The organism is Mesorhizobium sp. M0848, assembly GCF_040319805.1.
Classification (GTDB): Bacteria; Pseudomonadota; Alphaproteobacteria; order Rhizobiales; family Rhizobiaceae; genus Mesorhizobium.
Genome location: NZ_JAMYOM010000038.1, coordinates 15,365 through 40,134 on the forward strand (window position 1 = coordinate 15,365; position 24,770 = coordinate 40,134).

20 protein-coding genes are annotated in these 24,770 nt (G+C 62.0%); 14 read left to right on the forward strand and 6 right to left on the reverse strand.

Going from position 1 to position 24,770, the window contains the following annotated elements:
• Positions 1-138: 138 nt before the first annotated feature.
• From NKH95_RS30650 to NKH95_RS30695, 10 genes are all read left to right on the forward strand, one after another.
• Positions 139-1,626 carry a DegQ family serine endoprotease gene (locus NKH95_RS30650; RefSeq protein ID WP_352894215.1) on the forward strand — a complete coding sequence of 496 codons (1,488 nt, stop codon included), beginning with the start codon at positions 139-141 and terminating at the stop codon, positions 1,624-1,626.
• Between the two features lie 48 nt (positions 1,627-1,674).
• Positions 1,675-2,982, forward strand: coding sequence for a replication-associated recombination protein A (locus tag NKH95_RS30655; RefSeq protein ID WP_023812079.1), 1,308 nt, complete (start codon positions 1,675-1,677; stop codon positions 2,980-2,982).
• A 171-nt stretch (positions 2,983-3,153) separates the two neighbouring features.
• Entirely contained in the window at positions 3,154-3,984 is an 831-nt protein-coding gene (locus NKH95_RS30660) for an aspartyl/asparaginyl beta-hydroxylase domain-containing protein (RefSeq protein ID WP_023812078.1), read from the forward strand.
• A gap of 160 nt (positions 3,985-4,144) precedes the next feature.
• Complete coding sequence (locus NKH95_RS30665) at positions 4,145-4,876, forward strand: hypothetical protein (protein ID WP_352723005.1); 732 nt, start codon at positions 4,145-4,147, stop codon at positions 4,874-4,876.
• 256 nt (positions 4,877-5,132) lie between these two features.
• Entirely contained in the window at positions 5,133-5,801 is a 669-nt protein-coding gene (locus NKH95_RS30670; protein ID WP_352894218.1) for a hypothetical protein, read from the forward strand.
• 76 nt (positions 5,802-5,877) lie between these two features.
• Complete coding sequence (gene crcB, locus NKH95_RS30675; RefSeq protein ID WP_023812077.1) at positions 5,878-6,252, forward strand: fluoride efflux transporter CrcB; 375 nt, start codon at positions 5,878-5,880, stop codon at positions 6,250-6,252.
• A gap of 62 nt (positions 6,253-6,314) precedes the next feature.
• Positions 6,315-7,295: an RluA family pseudouridine synthase gene (locus NKH95_RS30680; protein ID WP_023812076.1), complete on the forward strand. Its 981-nt coding sequence runs from the start codon at positions 6,315-6,317 to the stop codon at positions 7,293-7,295.
• A 62-nt stretch (positions 7,296-7,357) separates the two neighbouring features.
• The gene (locus NKH95_RS30685; protein WP_050592714.1) at positions 7,358-8,230 is read left to right on the forward strand and encodes a DMT family transporter; all 873 of its coding nucleotides are present in this window, start codon (positions 7,358-7,360) and stop codon (positions 8,228-8,230) included.
• An 11-nt stretch (positions 8,231-8,241) separates the two neighbouring features.
• The gene (locus tag NKH95_RS30690; RefSeq protein WP_023812074.1) at positions 8,242-9,033 is read left to right on the forward strand and encodes an ATP12 family chaperone protein; all 792 of its coding nucleotides are present in this window, start codon (positions 8,242-8,244) and stop codon (positions 9,031-9,033) included.
• A 191-nt stretch (positions 9,034-9,224) separates the two neighbouring features.
• Positions 9,225-11,111 carry an MFS transporter gene (locus tag NKH95_RS30695; protein WP_023812073.1) on the forward strand — a complete coding sequence of 629 codons (1,887 nt, stop codon included), beginning with the start codon at positions 9,225-9,227 and terminating at the stop codon, positions 11,109-11,111.
• Between the two features lie 104 nt (positions 11,112-11,215).
• Here NKH95_RS30695 and NKH95_RS30700 read toward each other — a convergent pair whose 3' ends face one another.
• Positions 11,216-11,413 carry a DUF2735 domain-containing protein gene (locus NKH95_RS30700; protein ID WP_023812072.1) on the reverse strand — a complete coding sequence of 66 codons (198 nt, stop codon included), beginning with the start codon at positions 11,411-11,413 and terminating at the stop codon, positions 11,216-11,218.
• Positions 11,414-11,728: 315 nt separating this feature from the next.
• Here NKH95_RS30700 and NKH95_RS30705 point away from each other — a divergent pair, with 315 nt between their 5' ends.
• Positions 11,729-12,769: a glutamine synthetase beta-grasp domain-containing protein gene (locus tag NKH95_RS30705; protein ID WP_352441550.1), complete on the forward strand. Its 1,041-nt coding sequence runs from the start codon at positions 11,729-11,731 to the stop codon at positions 12,767-12,769.
• Positions 12,770-13,505: 736 nt separating this feature from the next.
• On the opposite strand, the gene glnA is transcribed toward NKH95_RS30705, so the two are convergent.
• Positions 13,506-14,915, reverse strand: a complete 1,410-nt coding sequence (gene glnA / locus NKH95_RS30710; RefSeq protein WP_128306005.1) for a type I glutamate--ammonia ligase — start codon at positions 14,913-14,915, stop codon at positions 13,506-13,508.
• 64 nt (positions 14,916-14,979) lie between these two features.
• The gene (locus NKH95_RS30715; protein ID WP_006205430.1) at positions 14,980-15,318 is read right to left on the reverse strand and encodes a P-II family nitrogen regulator; all 339 of its coding nucleotides are present in this window, start codon (positions 15,316-15,318) and stop codon (positions 14,980-14,982) included.
• Between the two features lie 358 nt (positions 15,319-15,676).
• Here NKH95_RS30715 and NKH95_RS30720 point away from each other — a divergent pair, with 358 nt between their 5' ends.
• Entirely contained in the window at positions 15,677-17,221 is a 1,545-nt protein-coding gene (locus NKH95_RS30720) for an NAD(P)H-hydrate dehydratase (RefSeq protein WP_352441549.1), read from the forward strand.
• Positions 17,218-19,221 (forward strand): hypothetical protein, encoded by a 2,004-nt coding sequence (locus tag NKH95_RS30725; RefSeq protein ID WP_352441548.1) that lies wholly within the window; start codon positions 17,218-17,220, stop codon positions 19,219-19,221. Before NKH95_RS30720 ends, NKH95_RS30725 begins: the two co-directional genes overlap by 4 nt.
• A 43-nt stretch (positions 19,222-19,264) precedes the next feature.
• Here the strand turns inward: NKH95_RS30725 and NKH95_RS30730 are convergent, their stop codons facing one another.
• The gene (locus tag NKH95_RS30730) at positions 19,265-20,797 is read right to left on the reverse strand and encodes an acyl-CoA carboxylase subunit beta (protein ID WP_352775222.1); all 1,533 of its coding nucleotides are present in this window, start codon (positions 20,795-20,797) and stop codon (positions 19,265-19,267) included.
• A gap of 408 nt (positions 20,798-21,205) precedes the next feature.
• Between NKH95_RS30730 and NKH95_RS30735 the strand changes: the two genes are divergently transcribed.
• Positions 21,206-22,627, forward strand: coding sequence for a DEAD/DEAH box helicase (locus NKH95_RS30735; protein WP_352441547.1), 1,422 nt, complete (start codon positions 21,206-21,208; stop codon positions 22,625-22,627).
• A gap of 101 nt (positions 22,628-22,728) precedes the next feature.
• Here the strand turns inward: NKH95_RS30735 and NKH95_RS30740 are convergent, their stop codons facing one another.
• Together NKH95_RS30740 and NKH95_RS30745 are read right to left on the reverse strand one after the other, a co-directional pair.
• Positions 22,729-23,703 carry an alpha/beta hydrolase gene (locus NKH95_RS30740; protein WP_352761548.1) on the reverse strand — a complete coding sequence of 325 codons (975 nt, stop codon included), beginning with the start codon at positions 23,701-23,703 and terminating at the stop codon, positions 22,729-22,731.
• Between the two features lie 78 nt (positions 23,704-23,781).
• Positions 23,782-24,603 carry an SDR family oxidoreductase gene (locus tag NKH95_RS30745; protein WP_023812065.1) on the reverse strand — a complete coding sequence of 274 codons (822 nt, stop codon included), beginning with the start codon at positions 24,601-24,603 and terminating at the stop codon, positions 23,782-23,784.
• Between the last annotated feature and the right edge of the window lie 167 nt (positions 24,604-24,770).

The window sequence follows — 24,770 nt, forward strand, 5'->3', positions numbered from 1 at the left end:
AGCAAACCGCGGCGGAATCCGATTTCCTGGCTTGGCCCTGGGGTTTTGGCCCAAAATAGTCGGATTTCAGCGGCTTAGCCTTTCATTTTGCACAATCGTCGGGACAATGCCCCCGAACCTGCCTTGGAGGATTCGCGAATGCGCGCCAGAAGACTGCCCTTTGTTCTGCTTTTCGCCGTCATGGCGTTTGCGGCCGCACCGGTGGTCAGGCAAGCATTGGCCGAGGATACCAAGACGGATCCCGGCCTGTCCGATGTGCTGACCGACCTGCTGCATGGCGTGGAAGGCGAAAACGCCACGGCTGGGCCCGACAAGCGCGTACCCTTCGGCCGCGAGGAGGTGCAATTGTCCTTTGCGCCGCTGGTCAAGCAGACAGCCCCGGCGGTGGTCAACGTCTATGCCTCGCAGACCGCCAAGGTGACGTCGCCTTTCGACGGCGATCCGTTCTTCGAGGAATTCTTCGGCCGCTCGCAGCCGCGTGCGCAGTCTTCGCTCGGCTCCGGCGTGCTGGTCGATCCGACCGGCGTCGTGGTCACCAATTACCACGTCATCAAGGATGCCGACCGGGTCAAGGTGGCGACGGCGGACGGACGCGAGTTCGACAGCAAGGTGCTGCTCAAGGACGAGACACTCGACCTCGCCGTGCTCAAGATCACCTCGGACAAGCCGTTTCCGGTTATCGCCATCGGCGATTCCGACGCGCTTGAGGTCGGCGACCTGCTGCTGGCCATCGGCAACCCCTTCGGCGTCGGCCAAACCACCACCAGCGGCATCGTCTCGGCATTGGCCCGCAGCCATATCGGCGTCTCCGATTCCAGCTTCTTCATCCAGACCGACGCCGCCATCAATCCGGGCAATTCCGGCGGTGCGCTGATCAACATGGGCGGCCAGCTGGTGGGCATCAACACCGCCATCTTCAGCCGCAGCGGTGGTTCGATCGGCATTGGCTTTGCCATTCCCTCGAATATGGTTCGCGCTTTTGCCGACGCGGCCAAGGCCGGGCTCGACTTCTTCGAGCGGCCCTATGTCGGCGCCGAGTTCGAAGCGGTGACGCCGCAGATCGCCGAATCGCTCGGCATGGAGAAGCCGACCGGTGCGCTGGTCTCGTCGGTCGAAGCGACCGGTCCGGCCGCCAAGGCAGGGCTCAAGCCCGGCGACGTGGTGCTGCAGCTCAACGGCAAGCCGGTCGAGAGCATCGAAGCGCTGGACTACCGGATGGCGACGCTGTCGATCGGTACCACCGCCAATTTCGCGGTTTTGACCAAGGGCCAGCAAGCGGCGATGGATATAGCGCTGGAGCGTGCTCCGGAAGGCATGAAGGCTGCCGAGGTGACGCTGCATGGCCGCAGCCCGTTTTCGGGCGCCAAGGTCGCGGAGCTGTCGCCCCGGCTCGCGCAGCGGCTTGGCCTGCGCACGGACATCAAGGGCGTCACCGTGGTCGACATCAACCGCGATTCTCCGGCCGCCGATTTCGGCTTCCAGCCGGGCGACATCGTGCGTGAGGTGAACGGCACCACCATCGATACCGCGGCGACCCTGGAGCTGGCGGCCAAGACGGATACGCGCTGGTGGCGCTTTACCGTCGAGCGCGGCGGGCAGATAATGCGTCAGGTGTTGCGTTATTAGGGCTGGGCTCCGTGCATTCGGGCTCATGCTCCAACGAAAAAGAAGTGCATGGCCGATCTGTTCAGCGTCGATGAACCGGAAAAGACCCCGCCCGGGCGGCCGCTGGCCGACAGGCTGCGGCCGAGAAACCTTGGCGAGGTCGTCGGCCAGGAGCATCTGACCGGCCCTGACGGCGCGCTGACCCGATTGATCGGTTCCGGCTCGCTCGGCTCGATGATCTTCTGGGGGCCGCCCGGCACCGGCAAGACCACCGTAGCGCGCCTGCTTGCCGGCGAAACCAGCCTGGCCTTCGAGCAGATATCGGCTGTCTTTTCCGGCGTCGCCGACCTGAAAAAGGTGTTCGAAGCGGCCAAATTGCGCCGCACCAATGGCCGCCAGACCTTGCTGTTCGTCGACGAGATCCATCGCTTCAACCGTGCCCAGCAAGACAGCTTTCTCCCGGTCATGGAGGACGGGACAGTCGTGCTGGTTGGCGCCACGACCGAAAACCCGTCCTTCGAACTGAATGCCGCTTTGTTGTCACGCGCGCGCGTTCTGGTCTTCCATTCGCTTGGCGAGGAGAGCATCTCCAAGCTGATGGTGCGGGCGGAGGAGACCGAGGGCAGGGCGCTGCCGCTCGACGACGAGGCGCGGGCCATGCTCATCCGCATGAGCGATGGCGACGGCCGGGCGTCGCTGACGCTCGCGGAAGAAGTCTGGCGGGCAGCCAAACCCGGCGAGGTCTTCGATCCCGAGGGTCTGCAGCGCATCGTCCAGCGCCGCGCTCCGATCTACGACAAGGGCCAGGACGGCCATTACAATCTGATCTCGGCGCTGCACAAATCGGTACGCGGTTCAGACCCTGACGCGGCTCTCTACTATCTCGCACGCATGTTCGATGCGGGCGAGGATCCACTCTATCTAGGCCGCCGGCTGGTGCGCATGGCCATGGAAGACATCGGCCTTGCCGACCCGCAGGCGCTTGTCGTCGCCAATGCCGCCAAGGATGCCTACGACTATCTCGGCTCGCCCGAGGGCGAGCTGGCTTTTGCCGAGGCCACCGTCTATCTCGCCACCGCGCCCAAATCCAACGCCGTCTACAATGCTTTCAAGGCCGCCACGCGGGCCGCCAAGGAACACGGCTCGCTGCTGCCGCCCAAGCACATCCTCAACGCGCCGACAAAGCTGATGAAAGCGGAGGATTACGGCGCCGGCTATCGTTACGACCATGACGAGCCGGACGCCTTTTCGGGGCAGGATTATTTTCCGGAGAAGATGGGCCGCCAGACCTTCTATGATCCGCCCGAGCGCGGCTTCGAGCGCGATATCAGGAAGCGGCTCGACTATTGGGCGAAGCTGCGCAAGGAGCGGGAATAGCGGGTTTGCGTGAGGCCGTTGACCAGATCCGCCAGGCAGCCAGCCGGCCACGATAGCAGGGCCGTTGTGTGGTAACCCAAAAAACCTTATCAAGGCGCACGGCCGGGCGGTGGCCGTTGCCTTGATTTGGGCACCTCATTCGCAACAGGATCGCGCTTCGCGCGTGGAAAAATGACAAAAACCCTTCGCAAATCCCTTCGCAAGTTCGCCATTGCCATCCCGCTTCTCGCCCTTGGCTTCTATTTCATTCCCATCCTGACGACGATCTTCATCATCTGCGGCCTGATCGACGTGCTGCGCAACGACCGCAAGGATCTGTCGCTGTTCTCAGGCTATTTTCTCGGCAACGGCCTGTTCACCTGGCTGCTTTCGCCGTTCAATCTGCTGGTCGACCTCATGTGCTACAGAAATCCGGGCGTCTGGAAGCTGGAGCAGTTTCCCGCCGACTATCAGCGCGAGGTCAACGAGGTCCTGGACATCTTCAAAGCGCGCAAGGATGAGATCATTGCCGACATCGACGCCAATTTCGGCGCCGGCCGGCGCGGCATGTATGTCTACCAGTGGTACGGCAAGCACAGGATCGATAATGTCGCCGAGTTCAACAAGGATTTCAAATATATCAAGACCATAGCCGTTTCCGTCTTCAGCAAGCGCGAATCGACGTCCTGGCATTTCGGCCCGCTGCGGCTCAGCCTGCGCATCCTCTACAATCTGATCCCGGTGAAGTCGGAGATTTTCGTCGAGTGCGGCAACGTCAAGAATTACTGGTACGACAATCCGCTGTTCATCTTCGACGACACGCTGCTGCATCGCTCGGTCAACGAGTATGACGGCCGCCGCTACTGCGTGTTCATGGACATTATCAGGCCGTCTCCGGTTCCCCGTCTCATCGCGGGCATGCTCGCCATCGTCTCGGTCAGCGTCGAGCGCATCAATTCCATGTTCTACAAGAACTGGAAGATGATCGGCTCGACCAAGCCGAAAAATGCCGGGACGACCTGAGCTTTAGAGAACCGGCGCTGCCGGCGGCATTTGGGTGCTCCGCATGTGAGATTTGGCCCATCCTTGTGGCCGCTCATGCGCCGGAACGGCTCCTGGCTGCATGAACGGCGGCCCCGGGCTGACTTTGACAGTTCTGCCTCTCCCCTCCTGGCGGCTTCAAGTGACGAAGAACAGATCTCTCGGATTTTGGGCAACGACCTATGTGTGCACCGCTCTGCTGGGAGTTGCTCTTGCTCTCACCTATGTAGGGCTTGAACAGCCTGTCTATTACTGGGACTTCGCTGCCTATTTCGACACGTTCAGCCAGCAAGGCACGCTCTTGGTTCAGAGCCCTCTCGAATGGCTCAGCCACCTGAGAACCTCGATAGCCACGGATGACTACAGTGCGGCGATCCTGGTGCCGCTGATGCCGTTTCACATCATTTTTGGCGATTCGAGGTTTTCCTACATCGCCGGAACAGTCGCTGTTTATCTGGTCCCGACCGCTCTTCTCATCGGCAGAATAAGCTATCTGGAGGCGGCGACCGGAACATCTTCATGCCGAAGCTGGCTCACCGTATGGATTGCGGCCTTTCTCTACACGCCCTTCTGGGCGGCGACGCTCCGTGGGTTGCCTGACATTGCCGGCTGTTTCGCGCTTTGCGCGGCAACCTATTTTCTCTGGAAATCGAGGTTCCTGACCCATGAACCGGTGATCAGCGGAATACGTGTCGGCGTATGCCTGTGGTTGGCATTCGTGCTGCGCCGCTGGTACGCCTATCCCGTCATCGGGGTCGGAATTTCCGCAGCCTTCTTCTGTTTTCTGCAGGCGAAAGACCGGGACTTTCCGGCACTCCGCAATGCCGCCGTCGGGAGCCTGTGTGCGATCCTCGTGGTATCGGAGCCGCGCTGACCTTCCAGCAACCCCTGATCCTCAAGATACTGGGAACCAGCTATGGCGACCTTTACAGCGGATACAAGACAAACTTCGGTTCACAGCTTGGCCAGGTAGGATCGCGGCTCAGCTATGTGAACTGGCTGTTGATCGTATTTGGCCTTTACATCTCCATCATACGCCGAAAAACAGATTTTCCCTGTTCTGTGCCGTTGCTTCGGCACTCACCTTCGTCCTCTTCACCCGCATGCAGGACCCGGATCGCCATCATTCGGTGCCAGTATTTCTTTGGCTCTTTCCTGCCTACGCCCAGGCAATCGTTGCGATCGTTTCGATGCCGGCACTGAGATCGCTATGGTCGAACGCCGCGATAGCCGTTGCCGCCGGGCTGGCGTTTTTCGGTACTTTTTTCCCGACTGGCCGCCAGGTGCTGTCACCGATCAGCTACGTCTTTGCCAGCGAAGCCACGCTCCCGCTGCACCTCGACACTCTTCCAGAATACAGGCGCCTTATCGATGACCTTCTTGGAAAGATGGGACCTGAGGACCGGTTGTCGGTGTTTGCATCCAGCGGGATGATGAGCGATTCATTGCTGTATGAAATGGACAAGGACCTTTACCCTCGCATCGAGTGGGCTTGTCAGGTCGATAGTCGCGATCGATTCAGACCGGCGACGTTGAAGTCCAAATACGTTGTCGTGACCGACCCGCCCGTTATCCATCTGCAGCCGGGCGCGCAGCTCTGTGTCTCGATACCGGACCAATACATTGTCGAGGGCAAAGGCATCGCCGCAGCATACAGGCGCATCGCGGCGTACCAGCTGTCCGGCGACGTCAAGGGCTACCTCTACGAACAGGTGCGCCCAATCGGCAAAGCGGAGATCGATGACCTCTATAACGAGTTCAGGAAAAAATATCCGAGATGGGCAACGCCTGAGTGGTGACGAACTCGGCCGATCCGTGCGGTTGCGCGCGCAACAAGGGATTGACCGGGCAGCCGTGCGGGGGCAGTAAACGGTCATGTTCAATCTGCTTCTCGTCGTCGTCGGTGGCGGCATCGGTGCCGGAATTCGTCACCTCACCAACATCGGCGCATTGCGCCTTGTCGGCCCAAACTATCCCTGGGGCACGATGGCCATCAACGTCATCGGCTCCTTCGCCATGGGGCTGTTCATCGCCTCCATGATGCGCCGTGGCGGATCGAACGAGGTCAGGCTGTTCGTTGCTACCGGCATTCTTGGCGGCTTCACCACCTTCTCCGCCTTTTCGCTCGATTTCGCGACGCTGTGGGAGCGGGGAGCCACGCTGCCTGCACTGGCTTATGCCCTTGCCAGCGTCGTTGGCGCCATTATCGCCCTGTTTCTGGGACTTTGGCTCGCAAGAAGCCTGCCTTAGTGCTATTGCCGCGCCAAGAACAGGCCGAGCTTCGCTCGGGAAACGGATAAGCGACAAAAAACATGGCAGGCGTTGAACAGATCACGGTGGAGGCCGGCGAGGCGGGCATGCGGCTCGACCGCTGGTTCAAGACCCATTTCCCGGGCCTTGGTTTCGGCCATTTGCAGAAGCTTCTGCGCTCCGGCCAGATCCGTGTCGACGGCGGCCGGGTCAAGGCCGACACCCGTGTCGAGCCCGGCCAGATGGTTCGCGTCCCACCGCTCGAGGTCGACAAGAAGGGCGAGAGTGCGCTGACCGGCCACTCGATCCGCAACCAGGGCGATGCCGATGTTCTCGCCAAGATGCTGATCCATGAGGACCCTAAGGTTTTCGTCTTCAACAAGCCGGCGGGCCTTGCGGTGCAGGGCGGCTCGGGCGTCACCCGCAATGTCGACGACATGCTGGAAGCCTGGCGCAACCAGAAGGGCGAGAAGCCCAGATTGGTTCACAGGCTCGACCGCGACACTTCGGGTGTTCTGGTCGTCGCCCGTAGCCGGCTGGCCGCCATGAAGCTCTCGGAAGCGTTTCGCGCCCGCGAGACCAAGAAGACCTATTGGGCGCTGGTTAAGGGCGTGCCGCCCAAGCGCGAGGACAAGATCTCGACCTGGCTGATCAAGGAGCCGACGCCGGACGGTGACCGCGTGCGGGTCGCCGCGCATGGTGAAAAGGGCGCCGACCACGCTGTGTCCTACTACCGCATCATCGAGCAGGCGGCGCAGACGATGACCTGGCTGGAGATGGAGCCTTATACCGGCCGCACCCACCAGCTTCGCGTTCATGCCGCCCACATCGGCTGTCCGATCCTGGGCGATCCGAAATATTTCGAGGCCGACACCAACTGGGACTTTCCCGGCGGCATTCAAAACCGCCTGCATCTGCATGCGCGCCGCATCATCATTCCGCATCCCGACAAGGGCGTCATCGATGTCACCGCGCCAATGCCGCCGCACATGCGACAGAGCTGGAACCTGATCGGCTTCGACGACGCCAGCGCGGAGGACTGATCGTGAGCGGCGCCACCGACGGGCTCGCCACCGATACGCTTGATCGTCGCGACACGGTCGACATGGCCGCCGCCGCCATCATGGTCGGGCTGACCTTTTCCTGGGGGCTGAATTACGTCGCCGCCAAGATCTCCTACGCTGGCTATGATCCGGTTTTCCTATCGATCGCGCGCTCGATCATCGGCGGCCTGTGTGTCTTTGCCTGGTGCCGGTGGCGCGGCATCGCGCTTTTCACGCGCGACGGGACCTTGCTCGCCGGCATCGCGGTTGGCGCGCTTTTCGGCATCGAGTTCCTTTGCCTTTATGTCGGCCTGGAGCATACGACCGTTGCCCGCAACACGCTGCTGGTCAACACGATGCCGTTCTGGATGCTGCTCGGCGGCCATTTCCTGCTTGGCGAGCAGATCACGTTGAGAAAATTCCTTGGCCTGCTGCTGGCCTTTGCCGGGCTTGCCGCGGTGTTTTCCGACAAGCTCGGCGGCGGCGGAGACATGCTGTTCGGCGATCTCCTGAGCCTCGGCTCCGGATTCTTCTGGGCTTTGACCAACATCCTCATCAAGCGGTCGAAGCTGGTCGAGGCGAGCGCCGAAAAGCTTCTGCTTTACCAGCTCGCCGGGGCAGCGATCGTAGGCGTCTTGGTGCTGCCTCTCGCCGGCCCGCCCGTTCGCGATCCGACCGTGCTGCCGACTTTGGCGCTGCTTTTCCAGGCTGTCTACATCGTCGCCTTCACCTATGTGCTGTGGTTCTGGCTGCTGCGGCGCTATCCGGCATCAGGCCTGTCCAGTTTCACCTTCCTGTCGCCGGTTTTCGGCGTGCTGTGCGGCGCCATGTTCTTGAATGAGCCGCTGACCATGCGCATTTTCCTGGCACTTGGCCTAATTGCCGCCGGCCTGATCATCGTCAACCGGCCGGCGCGCAAGCTGACGCCGGTGTAAGAGAGACCTTCATGCGTGATATCCTCAACGACCTCGAAGCGGGCAAATATCTTTCCCATCCCGATCCGGTGCGTCGCGCCCAGATCCAGATGAAGACGCATCTGCCGAAGCGCTTCTACAAGGCCGCCTCTGTCGCACCTGTCGACAATGGGTTTGCCGTGCATCTCGACGGCAAGCCGGTGCGCACCCCGAGCAAGGCGCTGCTGGCGCTGCCTACCGAGGCAGCAGCAGTGCTTGTCGCCGACGAATTCGCCGCCCAAAGCGAGACCATCGATCCGGTGACCATGCCGGTGATGCGTCTCGTCAACACCGCCATCGACGGTGTCGCCAGCGACCCCCAGGCGGTGCTGGAGGATATCCTGCGCTTTGCCTCATCCGATCTGCTCTGCTATCGCGCCGACGCACCGCAAGGGCTGGTGGAGCGGCAGAGCCAGCATTGGGACCCGGTGATAGACTGGGTGAGGGGAACACTCGGGGTCCGCTTCAATCTCGCCGAGGGCATCATCCATGTCGAGCAGCCGCGCGAGACCATCGCCGTGCTGGGCAGCCATCTTGCCCAGCGAACAGAGCCGCTGCGGCTCGCCGCCATCCATGTGATGACGTCGCTGACCGGTTCGGCTCTGCTGGCGCTGGCTGTCGATTTCGGCGAACTCGATGCCGATCCTGCCTGGGCCGCTGCCCATGTCGACGAGGACTGGCAGATCGAGCATTGGGGGCAGGATGCGGAGGCCGTTGCCCGCCGCGCGGCTCGCAAGCGCGACATGATGGCTGCTGTCGGCCTGCTGGAAGCGCTCAAGCGCTAAGGAGTTTTCCCAGCTCGCCCGGATTCATCCCGCAGTGCACCTAATACCAAAGTCATAATCCCAAAGACGCGCTGCCTTTGGCAGGCGCTTTCTGTCATTTTTCCGAATGGCCGTCGTTGAGTCCGTGCTCGGAGGAGAACGCGGACGGTGTCGCGCAGCATCGAGAACGGGTCTCACGGGAGGATAACGCAATGGCAATCGCATCGACCGCCGGCGGAGCAAGCCGCGGCATGACGCGGGAGGAGAAGAAAGTCATCTTCGCTTCCTCGCTCGGCACCGTTTTCGAATGGTATGATTTCTATCTCTACGGCGCATTGGCCGGAGCGATCGGCGCGGCATTCTTCGCCTCCTATCCAGAGGCGACTCGCAACATCTTCACGCTGCTGGTTTTCGCCGCCGGCTTCCTGGTGCGCCCGTTCGGCGCGCTGGTGTTCGGTCGCATTGGCGATCTCGTCGGCCGCAAATACACATTTCTTGTCACCATCCTGATCATGGGCCTGTCGACCTTCCTGGTCGGCCTGCTTCCCGGCTCGGCGAACTGGGGCATTGCGGCGCCCATCATCCTGGTCGGGCTGCGCATGCTGCAGGGCCTGGCGCTCGGCGGTGAGTATGGTGGTGCGGCGACCTATGTCGCCGAGCATGCTCCCGACGATCGCCGCGGCTTCTATACGTCGTGGATTCAGACGACGGCGACGCTCGGCCTGTTCCTGTCGCTGATCGTCATCCTGGTCGTGCAGAATTCGCTGAGCAAGGAGGATTTCGCGGCTTGGGGCTGGCGTATTCCGTTCCTGCTCTCGGCCATACTGCTCGGCATATCGGTCTGGATCCGCCTGTCGCTTGCCGAATCGCCGACTTTCCAGCGCATGAAGGACGAGGGCAAGGGCTCCAAGGCGCCGCTGACGGAAGCCTTCGGCCAGTGGAAGAATGCCAAGATCGCGTTGCTCGCGTTGTTCGGCCTCACCGCCGGCCAGGCTGTGGTCTGGTACAACGGCCAGTTCTACGCGCTGTTCTTCCTGGCGAATGTGCTCAAGGTCGACCCACAGTCGGTCAACATCATGATCGCGATTGCGCTGGCGCTCGGCGCGGTCTTCTTCGTCGTGTTCGGCTGGCTATCCGACAAGATCGGCCGCAAGCCGATCATCATGGCCGGTCTCGCGCTGGCGATCGTCACCACCTTCCCGCTGTTCAAGGCGCTGACATGGGCCGCCAACCCGGCGCTCGCCACCGCCCAGCAGAACACGCGTGCGACGGTGACCGCTGCTCCGGGGGACTGCAAGTTCCAGTTCAATCCAACCGGAACACGCAAGCCTCTCACCTCGTGCGATATTGCGACGGACTTCCTGGCCAAAAGCTCGGTGCCCTATGATATCGTCACGACAGCGGCAGCGGGAACAGCGGCCAGCGTCAAGATCGGCGCCGAGACCGTGACGTCTTACGACGCCGTGGCGGCCGCTGATAAGGCTGCTCCAAGCGATGCGGCTTTCAAGAAGGCGATCAACCTGGCGCTTCAGGACGGCGGTTACCCGCTGAAGCGTGCTGCCGCCAAGGTTGCTGACCAAAAGCTCGACGCCTTTGTCGCGGCCAATCCCGAACTGAAGCTCGACGCGGCAGCCATTCGCGCCGGTGAAAAGGCCACTGTCCCGCTCGCCCAGGCGGTCAAGGACAAGCTGCTGACGGCCGATGAGGCTGCCGGCGCCACGGACGTGACCGTCTACAGTGTTCCGGCGGCCGGTGCGTTCGCGATGTTTGCCGACCCGGCGGCGGTCAACTGGGCAAAGGTCATCGGCATCCTGTTCATCCTGGTCCTCTACGTGACCATGGTCTACGGGCCGATCGCGGCGATCCTGGTCGAGATGTTCCCGACCCGCATCCGCTATACCGGCATGTCGCTGCCCTATCACATCGGGAATGGCTGGTTCGGCGGCCTGCTGCCGGCGATCGTGTTCGCGCTCAGCGCCTCCAAGGGCGATATCTACTACGGCCTCTGGTATCCGGTGGTGATCGCGGCGATGTCGCTGATCATCGGCATGATCTTCGTCAGGGATACGCTGGGAACCAACCTGCACGACAAGCAGTAGCTGACAGCTCCAGCATACAAAGATAAAGCCCGGCGCGAGCAATCGCGCCGGGCTTCCTCTTTTCAGGCCAATTATCCGTTGACGAGGGCTGCTGCCCCTCTGTGTCAGCTCTTGCGGCCCCGGGCCTCATCCTCGATGGCTGCCTCATGGTACCAGCCGTCGCCGAAGTCTGCGCGGGCACCACGCAGCGAGGCAAGCTCTGCCGCAAACTTAGCCCTTCCGCTCAAATTTGAGGCAGAGAGGCGCGCTGCCGCCGGGAACATCAGAATTTTGGCCGACGGTCGTGTGGAAATGATTTCCATGCCGGATTCCTTTCTTCCGCCGAACCTTTTCGATTCAACTTGGTCCAAAGATAAGGTCTGCAATCAAGTTAGGCAATATGCCTATGAAAAGATCAGTATTTGCACACTATTTGTGCAAATAACGATTGTGATGGATCCGGGCGCATTGCTTAGGCGCTCACCGACTTTCGAGCGGATGCCGCGTCAATTTTGCCGCACCCTCCGGACCAAGAATGGCACACGAATTGCATTTTAAGTGTGCGGCAGGCCGTCTGCTGACGGCAGACGCATGTCGACGCCGTTCAGTGTTCGGTGATCAAGCAACGAGAGGCTAGAATGACGAAATACAAGCTCGAGTATATCTGGCTCGATGGATATACCCCGGTCCCCAACCTTCGCGGCAAGACGCAGATCAAGGAATTCGCCGAATTCCCTGATCTTGAGCAGCTGCCGCTGTGGGGCTTCGATGGTTCCTCGACCCAGCAGGCCGAAGGGCACAGCTCCGATTGCGTGCTGAAGCCGGTTGCGGTCTATCCGGATCCCGCCCGCACCAACGGCGTGCTGGTCATGTGCGAAGTCATGATGCCCGATGGCGTGACGCCGCACGCATCCAACAAGCGCGCCACCATCCTCGATGACGAGGGCGCCTGGTTCGGCTTCGAGCAGGAATATTTCTTCTACAAGGACGGCCGGCCGCTCGGCTTCCCCGAGAGCGGCTATCCCGCACCCCAGGGCCCGTACTACACCGGCGTCGGCTATTCCAATGTCGGCTCCATTGCGCGCCAGATCGTCGAGGAGCATCTCGACCTCTGCCTCGCCGCCGGCATCAACCACGAAGGCATCAACGCCGAAGTTGCCAAGGGCCAGTGGGAATTCCAGATTTTCGGCAAGGGCTCCAAGAAAGCCGCCGACCAGATGTGGATGGCCCGCTACCTCATGCAGCGCCTGACCGAGAAGTACGGCATCGACATCGAATACCACTGCAAGCCGCTCGGCGACACCGATTGGAACGGCTCGGGCATGCACGCCAACTTCTCGACCTCCTATATGCGCGAAGTCGGCGGCAAGGCCTATTTCGAAGCGCTGATGGCGGCTTTCGACAAGAACCTGATGGACCACATCGCCGTCTACGGTCCCGACAACGACAAGCGTCTGACCGGCAAGCACGAGACCGCGCCGTGGAACCGGTTCAGCTATGGCATTGCCGACCGTGGCGCCTCGATCCGCGTGCCGCATTCCTTCATCAAAAGCGACTACAAGGGTTATCTGGAAGACCGCCGTCCGAACTCGCAGGGCGACCCCTACCAGATCGCCTCGCAGATCCTGAAGACGATCGCCTCGGTTCCGGCAAGCGCCCAGGTTTCGGCCGCCGCGTAAGCGTTTCGGACTGCCTGACAAGAAGACCCCGGCGTTTCGCGCCGGGGTTCTTTTTTGGCCGTTACCCGGCTGACGGCATTCCTGGGAAAACATACCCAGAAAAAGTCAGGGAATTCACGCGGTCGCAAATCGCCCGGGAGTTCTTGCCGCAGCCATGTGAGCCTCCGGCGATCACTCGCTATAAAGCCCGGAAAAGCGCCTTTTCCAGCCCTTATCCGGGGCAAAGGGCCTTCCATAAGCATCTGTTCATACAGCAGAATCGGCCATTCGCGGCCCGGCTTGCGACGTTGACAGATCACGCTACGGCATGCGTATTCGCAGGCCTTGGGGTTACGTCACGCAATGCTGTTCGGACGGGTGGGGTTTTCTGAACGGCGGCATTGGCGTGGGCGCCGGACGAGCGGTCACTGTAGCCTGAGACAGTGCTCCGCTCGCTCCTGGCTCCAACGTTGGCGACCGAGCGGCCGCCTTGATCTTCACTGGACATCGCCGAGTAGTGATTGAAGTCACCGGACCGACGCTCAAGCCGGCCGCTCCGATGGACCGTAGGTCCAAGAATCCGGGCATCGTGCGATCGCCGAAGACGAAAGGCGGATACGGGCGCGCATGCGGCTGCCGCGCAGGCGAGACATGCCGGTCGGCTGGCAATTCCTATTGGAGCGCAGCAAAAAGCCCTTGAAAGAGGGAAGTCTTTCAAGGGCTTGGTTATGGCGAATCTTAGGCTGAGATTGAAGCCTCAGACGGAGTAGTACATGTCGTATTCGACCGGATGCGGGGTCATTTCGAAGCGCATCACTTCGGCCATCTTCAGCTCGATGTAGCTGTCGATCTGGTCGTCGTCGAAGACGCCGCCAGCCTTCAGGAAGCCACGGTCCTTGTCGAGGCTCTGCAGGGCTTCTCGCAGCGAACCGCAGACGGTCGGGATCTTTTTCAACTCCTTCGGCGGCAGGTCGTAGAGATCCTTGTCCATCGGCTGGCCGGGATGGATCTTGTTCTTGATGCCGTCGAGGCCGGCCATCAGCAGGGCGGAGAAGGCGAGGTAGGGATTCGCGCCCGGATCGGGAAAGCGGACCTCGACGCGCTTGGCCTTCGGCGACGAGCCGAACGGGATGCGGCAGGACGCCGAGCGGTTGCGCGCCGAATAGGCGAGCAGAACCGGCGCTTCGTAACCCGGCACCAGGCGCTTGTAGGAATTGGTCAGCGGGTTGGTAAAGGCGTTGATCGCCTTGGCATGCTTGATGACGCCGCCAATGAAGAAGAGGCAGTTTTCCGACAGACCTGCATATTCATTGCCGGCGAAGGTCGGCTTGCCGTTCTTCCAGATCGACATGTGGACGTGCATGCCCGAGCCGTTGTCGCCGAAGATCGGCTTCGGCATGAAGGTGGCCGTCTTGCCATAGGCGTTGGCGACCTGGTGGACGACATATTTGTAGATCAGCATCTTGTCGGCGTTGCGCACCAGTGCGTCGAACTTGATGCCGAGTTCGTGCTGGGCCGCCGCCACCTCATGGTGATGCTTTTCGACGCGCACGCCCATCTCGGCGAGCACGGTCAGCATTTCCGAGCGCATGTCCTGCGCGCTGTCGATCGGCGGCACCGGGAAGTAGCCGCCCTTGACGCGCGGACGGTGGCCGAGATTGCCGGTCTCGTAGTCGGTGTCGTCGTTCGACGGCAGTTCCGTGGAGTCGAGCTTGAATCCGGTGTTGTAGGGATCGGCCTTGTACTTCACGTCGTCGAACACGAAGAACTCGGCTTCCGGGCCGACATAGATGGTGTCGCCGATGCCTTCGGCCTTCATGTAGGCCTCGGCCTTCTTGGCCGTACCGCGCGGATCGCGGTTGTAGGATTCACCCGAAACCGGATCGAGGATGTCGCACAGGATGACCATGGTCGACTGCGCGAAGAACGGGTCCATGTGGACAGTGTCCGGATCGGGCATCAGCACCATGTCGGACTCGTTGATGGCCTTCCAGCCGGCAATCGACGAGCCGTCGAACATCACGCCATCGGCGAACATGTCTTCCTCGACCTCGATGACATCCATCGTCACGTGTTGCAGCTTGCCCTTCGGGTCTGTGAAGCGCAGGTCGACGAATTTCACGTCGTTGTCCTTGATCTGCTTCATGATGTCTTTGGCTGTCGTCATGTCATGTATCCCTGTTTGATGACGTTTTTTGTTGATGACGTTTTCAGGAGGAGGGCCGGTCAGGTCAGACCGCGTCCATGCCCGTTTCGCCGGTGCGGATTCGCACAACTTCCTCGATATTGGAAACGAAGATCTTGCCGTCACCGATGCGGCCCGTCTGGGCCGCCTTGCGGATGGCCTCAATGGCGCCTTCGACCGCGTCGTCGCCAAGCACGACCTCGATCTTCACCTTGGGCAGGAAATCGACGACATATTCGGCGCCGCGATAGAGTTCGGTGTGGCCCTTCTGACGACCGAAGCCTTTTGCCTCGGTGACAGTGATGCCTTGCAGTCCGGCTTCCTGAAGCGCTTCCTTCACTTCGTCCAGCTTGAATGGCTTGATGATCGCTTCGATCTTTTTCATGTAAAAAGTGGCCTCCACTGCCAAAAAAACGGGTTGTGACCCCCCGCTTGCGCCTCCATCAAGCACGAACTGTGCCAATTCAGCGGATTCTAAGCGGTCTCATAAGATTTCAAAGCCGCGCCGCACCGGGATGCAAATTCGCGTCATTCACTGCACCGGAAGCGGCATGGGCTGCCAGAGCCTACACAGCGCCAACACCCGCGTCCGCACAAAAATCAGGCACATCGCCTATCCCGCAGGCAATTTTCTGCCCGCGATGCCTTCGTCCCGACGTTATGGCCGCAGATCTCGGCAACTCCCCCTTGTTTGCTTAGGATCGAAATTGGACAATGCTTGATAGCATGCGGATCGGCAATCCATGAGCAACGAACTTCTTGTCCCCGCCGAAATGACCGCGGCTGATCGGCTGACGATCGCGGCCGGTCCGGCCGATGGAATCAGCCTGATGCGGCGCGCGGGCGAAGCGGTCGCGGCCGAGGTTCTCAAGCGCTATCCCTCGGCAAAGCACATCCATGTGCTGTGCGGGCCCGGCAACAACGGCGGCGATGGCTATGTCGTCGCCCGCCTCCTGGCCGGCAGCGGCGTCGGCACAACGATCTGGTCATCCGGAGCGCCGAGGCCGGAAAGCGATGCGGCGCTCGCCGCCGCGGAATCACTGATCAAGTCCCGGCCGCTGTCCGATTTCGACGCCGAGTTCGGCTCGATCGTGATCGACGCGCTCTATGGGGCAGGGCTGTCCAAGCCGCTTTCCGGCGATGCCGCGAAGGCCGTCGATACCGTGACAGCCCTGCGCCTGCCTGTGGTCGCGATCGACCTGCCGTCGGGCGTCTCAGGTGCCAGCGGCGAAATATTGGGCAGGGCGTTTCGTGCCGAGGTTACCGTCACCTTCGCGCGGAAAAAGCCCGGCCACTTGCTGCTGCCGGGGCGCGGGCAATGCGGTGAAATCGTGCTCGCCGATATCGGCATCGATGACGGCATCATCGCCCAGCTCGCTGTCTCGACCTTCGAGAATGTGCCGGACCTGTGGTTGCGGGAATTTCCCCTGCCGGCGGTCGATGCGCACAAATACAAGCGCGGCCATGTCGGCGTCTTTTCCGGCGGTCCCAGTGCTACCGGCGCGGCGCGGCTGTCGGCGATGGCCGCCGCTAGATGCGGGGCAGGGGCGGTCACCGTGCTGTCGCCTGGCAATGCCATGCAGGTGAACGCGACACACCTGACCTCGATCATGCTGCGAGAGGCGGGGTCACTTGAGGAGGTGCAGGAATTTCTGACGGCGCGCCATCCCGAGGCGCTGGTGTTTGGACCGGGGCTCGGGCCAAAGCCCAAGGTCGGCGATTTCGCCCTGCAACTGATCAAGACCTTGGCGGAGGGTGCACGCGCATCGCAAACCGCAAACCACGGAGGAGCGATCGTGCTTGATGCTGACGCCATTACATCTATGGCCCATCAGCCGCAGTCGCTGTTCGAAGCCGCCCGTCACCTGAACGCGCCAGCGTTGGTGATCACGCCGCATGAGGGTGAATTCGGCCGCTTGTTCCCAGATATCGCCGGGGACAAAACCATGTCGAAATTGGACAAGGCGCGGGCGGCCGCAGCGCGGGCCAATGCCGTCATCGTCTACAAGGGCGCCGACACGGTCATAGCAGCGCCCGATGGCAAAGCGGCGATCAACTCCAACGGTGCACCGTGGCTGGCCACAGCCGGGTCAGGCGACGTGCTGTCGGGCATCATTGCCGGTTTGCTCGCACAAGGCATGCCGCCCTTGGAGGGCACCTGCGCGGCGGTGTGGCTGCATGCCGAAGCCGGCAGCCGGTTCGGACCCGGCTTGATCGCCGAGGATCTGCCGCTGGCGCTGCTGCCGGTGTTGCGTGAACTCTTCGACGCGCGCATGGCTGTTCCATGAACCGCGCCCTGGCTCTGCTGCTTGCCACAGTCTTTGCCGTCTTCGTGGCGTCGACGGCGCGCGCCGAGGGCCCTTTGATCATCGTCGACGATCCGGCGGTGCTCGCCGCACTCGATGCCAAGGGTTTCGGCTTCGTCGACGTTTTCGGCGTCGACGGCGAGGACGGTCTAAAGACGCTTTACGACGAGGCACCCGCCTATCACGCCATCGTCGACATCGTTGCCTCTGATGTTGCGGCATTGCGCGCCGAGATGAAAGCCGGTGGGCGGCCGCTCTACGAGATAACCGACGGCAATGTCGGCCGCATCATGGACATGCGCTGGCTGAAGACCGATGCCGCGCGCCTCCGGTTGGTCGGCATCGTCAACCGGCTCGACCGTCGCGATTTCACGCGGCTGCAAGGCGACAGGAACTGCGGCGAGGTGCGCTTCGTCTACCGCCTGGCCTACAGTTTTCGCAAGAACGGCAAGCTGCTGGCATCGCGCCTGCCGTTCAATTTCAATGCCGTCTACAGCGCCGCGCCCGATGCCGACGGCGGCTGCGTCGGTACTGCCGGACGCTGGACGCCACAGCTTGACGAGAGCGTCGATGCCGGCTGGCTGACCGGCGGGCCGCTGGAGAAGGCCGGGCTGACCTTCAAGCAGCTGGAGCTCAACGCGCAGGTGGTGCGCTTCCCCTCCGGACAGGAAACCGAGTTCGGTGGCCAAGCCGCCTATCTCATGCGGGTATTCGGCATCGATGGCGCTGCTATCAGCGAGAAGCCGCTGGAGAACACGCCCGACACCGCACGGCTCTCGCAGGACGCGGCGCTGAAAGCACGGCTTGCCGCCTATGTCGGCGCCAATCTGCCGGCGGTCGATGAAGGCGTTTATGAAATTCCCGACGAGTTCCTGGCCAGAAAGATTATTTCATGGTCGACCTTCGGCAGTGCGCGGCAGGCCAATCACCCGTTTACGCAATTATTCCGACCTGAGGAATTCGCATCGCTCGATTATTCCGCGCTGAAACTCGTGCGCACGCCGGAAGCGCTGGTCGAACGATTGGACAATGGCGCCTGCCAGGGGTGCCATCAGGCCGGTTCGACCGCCGGTTTCCATTTCATCGGGCTAGACGACAAGACGACATCGCCGTTGAACCGCATCGAGGTCGGGGTTTCGCCGCATCTTCATGCCGAGATCCCGCGGCGCCAGGCGTGGCTGGCCGCCACGGCCGAAGGCAAGCAGCCGAACCGCTTCCGTCCGCTCTCCTTTGCGCCGCCGGCGGTCTGGACGAACGCCGGCGCGGTCGATTACGCGCCGGCGGAGATGGCCATGCCGTGCCTGATGCAGGAAGATGCGACCCGCTTCGGCGCGACTTGGCAGTGCAGCAGTGATACCATCTGCACGCCGCTGGCCACCGCTTCGGGCGTGCACACGAAACTGGCGCAATGCCTGCTGCCCAAGGACAGCGAAAAAATGTTTTCCGGCCATCCCTGCCTGACCGGCTCGATCGCCAGCAACGCGGCGCAGCCTTTCAACGACCGCTACAGCATATCAGGCCAGTTCGCGGCCTTCGCGCCTGACGTCTCGCGCACCGCTTACACCTGCCGGCCGCCGAAGATCGGCGTGCCCGCCGGGATTGCCTATCGCGGCTGCAACGACAAGGACCGTACATTTGCCGCCTTCAAAGTCGGCAAGCCTCTGCCGCACGAGATCTGCGGGCTGGTCGGCGGCAAGAAATTCGATATCTGCGTAGCCACCAATAATTTCGACCAATGTCTTGGCGGCGCCGTCAATCGCGGCAACCGGCCGGCCTGTTCGGCCGATCATTTCTGCCGCGAGGACTATATGTGCCAGTCGCTGCCGCCGGACACGCCGGGCATCGGCAAAGTGAAAGGCATCGGCTTCTGCTCGCCGACTTATTTCATCTTCCAGATGCGCATCGACAACCACGCAACGCCATGGGGCAGCCCTGTCCGTGCCACGATGGGAGCGGGGTTTGGTGCGGCGGAAGAGGAGTGAGCTGCCCGACGGTTACCTCCTCGGATAGATGCCCAGCCACGCCTCACAGCGGGATGTTGTCGTGCTTCTTCCAGGGGTTCTGCATGTCCTTGTTGCGCAGCATGCGCAGCGCGCGCGCGATGCGGCGGCGGGTCGAGTGCGGCATGATCACCTCGTCGACATAGCCGCGTTCGGCAGCGACGAAAGGCGACAGGAAGCGATCCTCGTAAGCCTTTGTGTGGGCCGCGATTTTTTCCGCGTCGCCGATGTCCTTGCGGTAGATGATCTCGACCGCTCCCCTGGCGCCCATCACCGCGATCTGCGCGGTCGGCCAGGCGTAGTTCATGTCGCCGCGCAGATGCTTTGACGCCATCACGTCATAGGCGCCGCCATAGGCTTTGCGGGTGATGACGGTGATCTTCGGCACGGTGGCCTCGGCATAGGCGAACAGGAGTTTCGCGCCATGCTTGATCAGCCCGCCATATTCCTGCGCCGTACCCGGCAGGAAGCCGGGGACATCGACGAAGGTGACGATCGGGATCGAAAAACAATCGCAGAAGCGCACGAAACGGGCCGCCTTGCGGCTGGCGTCGGAATCGAGCACGCCGGCCAATACCATTGGCTGGTTGGCGACGAAGCCGACGGTGCGGCCCTCGACGCGCCCGAACCCGGTGACGATGTTCTTGGCGAAGTTCTGCTGGATCTCGAAGAAGTCGCCTTCGTCGACAACTTTCATGATCAGTTCCTTGATGTCGTAGGGCTTGTTGGCGTTGTCGGGAATCAGCCGGTCGAGCGACAAATCATGGTCGGTGACCGACTGGTAGCATTCGATCTCGGGAAGCTCCGATGTGTTGGAAGCCGGCAACAGGTCGACCAGCCGGCGCATCTGCAGCAGCGCCTCGACGTCATTGTCATAGGCGCCGTCGGCGATCGACGATTTCGTCGTGTGGACGGAGGCGCCGCCGAGGCTCTCGGCGGTCACCGTTTCGTTGGTCACCGTCTTCACCACATCCGGCCCGGTGACGAACATGTAGGAAGTGTCGCGCACCATGAAGATGAAGTCGGTCATCGCAGGCGAATAGACGTCGCCGCCGGCGCACGGTCCCATGATGACGGAAATCTGCGGAATGACGCCGGAGGCCAGCACGTTGCGCTGAAAGATCTCGGCATAGCCGCCGAGTGCTGCGACGCCTTCCTGGATGCGCGCCCCGCCGGCATCGTAGAGGCCGATGATCGGCGCCCGGTTGCGCAGCGCCATCTCCTGCACCTTGATGACCTTCTCGGCATGCGCTTCCGACAGCGAGCCGCCGAATACGGTAAAGTCCTTGGCGAAGAGGTAGACCGGGCGGCCGTTGACGGTGCCCCAGCCGGTGACGACGCCGTCGCCGGCGATCTTGGTGTTCTCCATGCCGAAGTCGGTCGAGCGGTGCTCGACATACATGTCGAATTCCTCGAACGAGCCCTCGTCGAGAAACACCTCGATGCGTTCGCGCGCGGTGAGCTTGCCCTTCTTGTGCTGGGCATCGATGCGGACCGGGCCACCGCCCATGCGGGCGATCTCGCGGCGGCGCTCGAGTTCCTTGAGAACGTCTTTCATCGATTACCTCCCAAGCCAGCGGCATTTCGTCGTAATCGTGCCGGCAAGCGAGCGCAAGCGGCGCTTGCGCCACGGGCTTTGCTGCGCTGCAACATGAAGCCCCTTGCAATTGAGGGCGAACTCAGCCATATGCAGCCCATAGGCGCTTGGGCCGGGAACGAATCCGGCCTTCTCGACGAATGAGACTGGTTGCGTCTGTTTTCCCTCTTTCCGGTATATCGGCCCTTTTTCCGGTAAATCACAAAGCGGCGAAAAAGCCCCGTGGCATGATGCCTGCGGGCACGACAGCGCAGCCGAGTGGACGAACCCGTCCGCCCGCCTTGTCGTTCATCACAGATTTTTCGACGGCAGGTTGCGCCCTGCCGCCACCGGTGTTTGCGGCCAGAAGCCGCGTGAAAGAAGATTATTTTGACCAACGAAAACACTTTGCCCGGTAGCGCTGCGGAACTCACGGGTTTCGCGGCACTGGGTATTACGGGCGCGCTGCTCAAGGCCACCCACAACGCCGGCTTCGCCGAGCCGAAGCCGATCCAGGCACAGGCGATCCCGCCGCAGATGGAAGGCCGTGACATTTTCGGCATCGCCCAGACCGGCTCCGGCAAGACTGCGGCCTTCGCGCTGCCGATTCTGTCGAAGATCATTGCGCTTGGCACCAAGCGCCGGCCGAAGACGGCACGTGCGCTGATTCTGGCGCCGACGCGCGAACTCGCCGTGCAGATCGAAGACACGATCAAGATCCTCGCCAAGGGCGCGCATGTCTCGACCGCGCTCGTGCTCGGCGGCGTGTCCCGCTTCAGCCAGGTGAAGAAGGTTGCTCCCGGCGTCGACATCCTAATCGCCACGCCCGGCCGGTTGACCGACCTGGTGCGTGAGGGCGACCTCGTGCTTGCCGACACCAAATGGCTGGTGCTGGACGAAGGCGACCGCATGCTCGACATGGGCTTCATCAACGACGTCAAGCGCATCGCCAAGGCGACCGCGCCCGACCGTCAGACGGTGCTGTTCTCGGCGACCATGCCCAATGAAATCGCCGAACTGGCCAAGGGCCTGCTGAAGAACCCGATTCGTGTCGAAGTCGCGCCGCAAAGCACGGCGGCGGCCGAGATCGTGCAGGGCGTCGTCTTTGCCCGCACCAAGCAGAAGCGCCAGGTGTTGTCGACGATGCTCGCCGACGAGGCGATGAAGTCTGTCATCATCTTTTCGCGCACCAAGCATGGTGCCGACAGGGTGACCAAGGACCTTGAGCGCGACGGCTTCAAGGCCGCCGTCATCCACGGCAACAAGTCGCAGAACGCCCGCCAGAAAGCGCTGAACGATTTCCGCGACGGTTCGGTGCGCATTCTGGTGGCGACCGACATCGCGGCGCGCGGCATCGACGTGCCCGGCATCAGCCATGTCGTGAATTTCGACCTGCCTGATGAAGCCGAGAGCTACGTCCACCGCATCGGCCGTACCGGCCGCAACGGCATGGACGGCATCGCGATCACGCTTTGCGATCCTTCGGAAAACAGCAAGCTGCGCCAAGTCGAGCGCATCATCCGTACCAAGCTGCCGATCGTTGCCGACCATCTCGGCAGCCCCGATCCGCTGCGCAATCCGGCTGAAAAGAACGAGCGCTTCGAGCCGGCCAATGACCGCAACGACCGCAATGGGCGTCGCGACGGCAGGCGGCCCGGTGGCGAGAACAAGGGCAACGGCTTTGGCAAGAAGCGCTTCGGCGACAAGCCGGCCTTCGCCGGCGAGCGCAAGCCGGATGGCGCCAAGCCGGCCTTCAAGGGCAACAACAAGCGCCGCTTCGGCGGCAAGCGCCCGGCGGCGCGGGCTGCGTAAGTAGCCAGCGTTGTAGTCAGTCAAGCTCAGGCTGGCTGATTGCCGGGACAGACCAAGGAAAGGGCGGCTGAAGCGATGCTTCGGTCGCCTTTTTCGTCCGCCTACTTCACCACCGCTTCGATCCAGACGGCGATCCTTTGCGCCAGAAACGCCGTGGTCGATGGCGACAGCGCGTCGCCGGCAATGACGTGATTGTCCGGGTCGCCGGTGTCGTCGACCGAAACCAGTTCATGCGGCGCACCCCAGCGCCCGGCAATCTCGCGGGTGCGGTCGGCCCACACCACTTTGTCCGAATCAGAAAAGATGAACAAAGCAGGGATGGTCGCCTTCTCCACCGGCGCGCCATAGGCAAGCTCGGTCAGCGCCTGCATCGGCAAGGTTGCTTCGATCGGATAGCGGGTGGTCCAGAATTTTTCATGCAGCGCGTTGCGCGGCACGAAGCTGTGTTCCTTGCCGGCGACCAGCCTGGCGATCTGTTTGCCCCACGGCATGGTCAGGATCTCGGCGCCCGAAGCCTTGACGCCGAAATTCGGCGAGATGAACGCGATCGCCGCCACCCCGTCCGATGCACCGGACTGCGTTGCCGCCCAGACCGCCAGCGAGCCGCCGGTCGAAGTCGAGATGACGATCACCTTGTCGCCGATCGCCCGGCCAATGGCGAGTGCTTCCTCATAGTCGTTGATCCAGGCGTTGATGCTGCCTTGCGTCATCGCCGCGCCATCCTGCCCGTGACCGGTAAGGCGTGTGTAGAAGAGATTGGCGTCAAGCTGTTCCGCCACTTCGTCGGGCAGCGGGCGGATTTCGCCCTTCGATGCGGAAAAGCCGTGGATGTAGACGATCGACAGCGGGGTCGTGGCATGCACCAACGGATCGGCCCAGACGATCTCTTTTTCCAGCCCGTCACGGATTCCGGGGATGGCGGCTTCCGCCTTTGCCACATAGGCCTGCGGATCGTCAGCGATGAGCGAGGGATCGAAACGGATAGTGGTGTCGACGCGAACGCGCGGGCCGAGCACGAAGGCCAGTGCGAGAATGGCGATAAGGCCCAGCACAGCAAGCACGATCCGTCGCCCCATCGCAGACTCCACGCAGCACTTGCCTCAACCATGGCGACGGCGGCCCGAAACGGTGAGCCTGCCAATTTCGCCGGCGTCCTATTCGATCGGGGGCTTGCGGTCGTAATGCAGCGGCCGCGCCTTCCAACTGGTCATCAGGCTGATAAACCCTCTGCACAGCGGCCTCGGCAGCAGGCCGAGCAGTTTCAGGGGCCAGCTGGTCCGGCGCGGGAAATGGACTTCGAAGCCGCCCGACTTGATGCCCCGCGCCATGCGGCGCGATGCGCGGCTGACCGGCATCAGTCCCGGCATGGGCAGCATGTTCTTCTCGGTCAGCGGGGTGTCGATGAAGCCGGGATTGAACACCTGGATACGCACGTTCATCTTGTCGAAATCATACTTCAGCGACTCGGCCAGAATGTTGATGGCCGCCTTGGTGCCGCCATAGGCGGCCGTTGTCGGCCAGCCGAAATAGGATGTCACCGAGCCGACCAGCACGACATGGCCGCGCGCCCGCACACGCATGCGTTCGACCGCGGGCACGAGGCCGTTGATGATGCCGAAATAATTGACCTCGAAGGACCGCCGAAAGTCGTTGACGACAAGATTCTCCCCCGGCGTCGAAATGTAGTTCCCTGCATTGAAGATGGCGAGCACGATGGGACCGAGTTCCTTCTCGATCGCGGCGACGGTTCTTGCCATGCGCGGCTCGTCGGTGACATCGCAAGGAAAGGCCGTGACACTGCCCGGCATCTGCGCGGTCTCGACGACAAGCGTGTCGATCGGATCGTCGTCAAGCGCCGTCACCGCGACGGCATAGCCCTGGGAAGCAAGATCCCTGGCCAGCGCACGGCCGATGCCGCTTGAGCCGCCCGTGATCCAGGCGACGCCGTGCTTCGGGTTAGCCCGGTAGAGTGTCATGCTGCGCCCTGTCGACTTGTTGGTGCTTTGCTCTAGCGGTGAAGAAATCGAATGAAAAGCCGCTTTTCAACGTCAGCCGGAAATGAACAGTGGCGCAAGAGGCCAGCCTCGGGAAGCGCCGACGCAACAACAGCACTGCAAATGCGACTGGACCAGACAAATTCTTG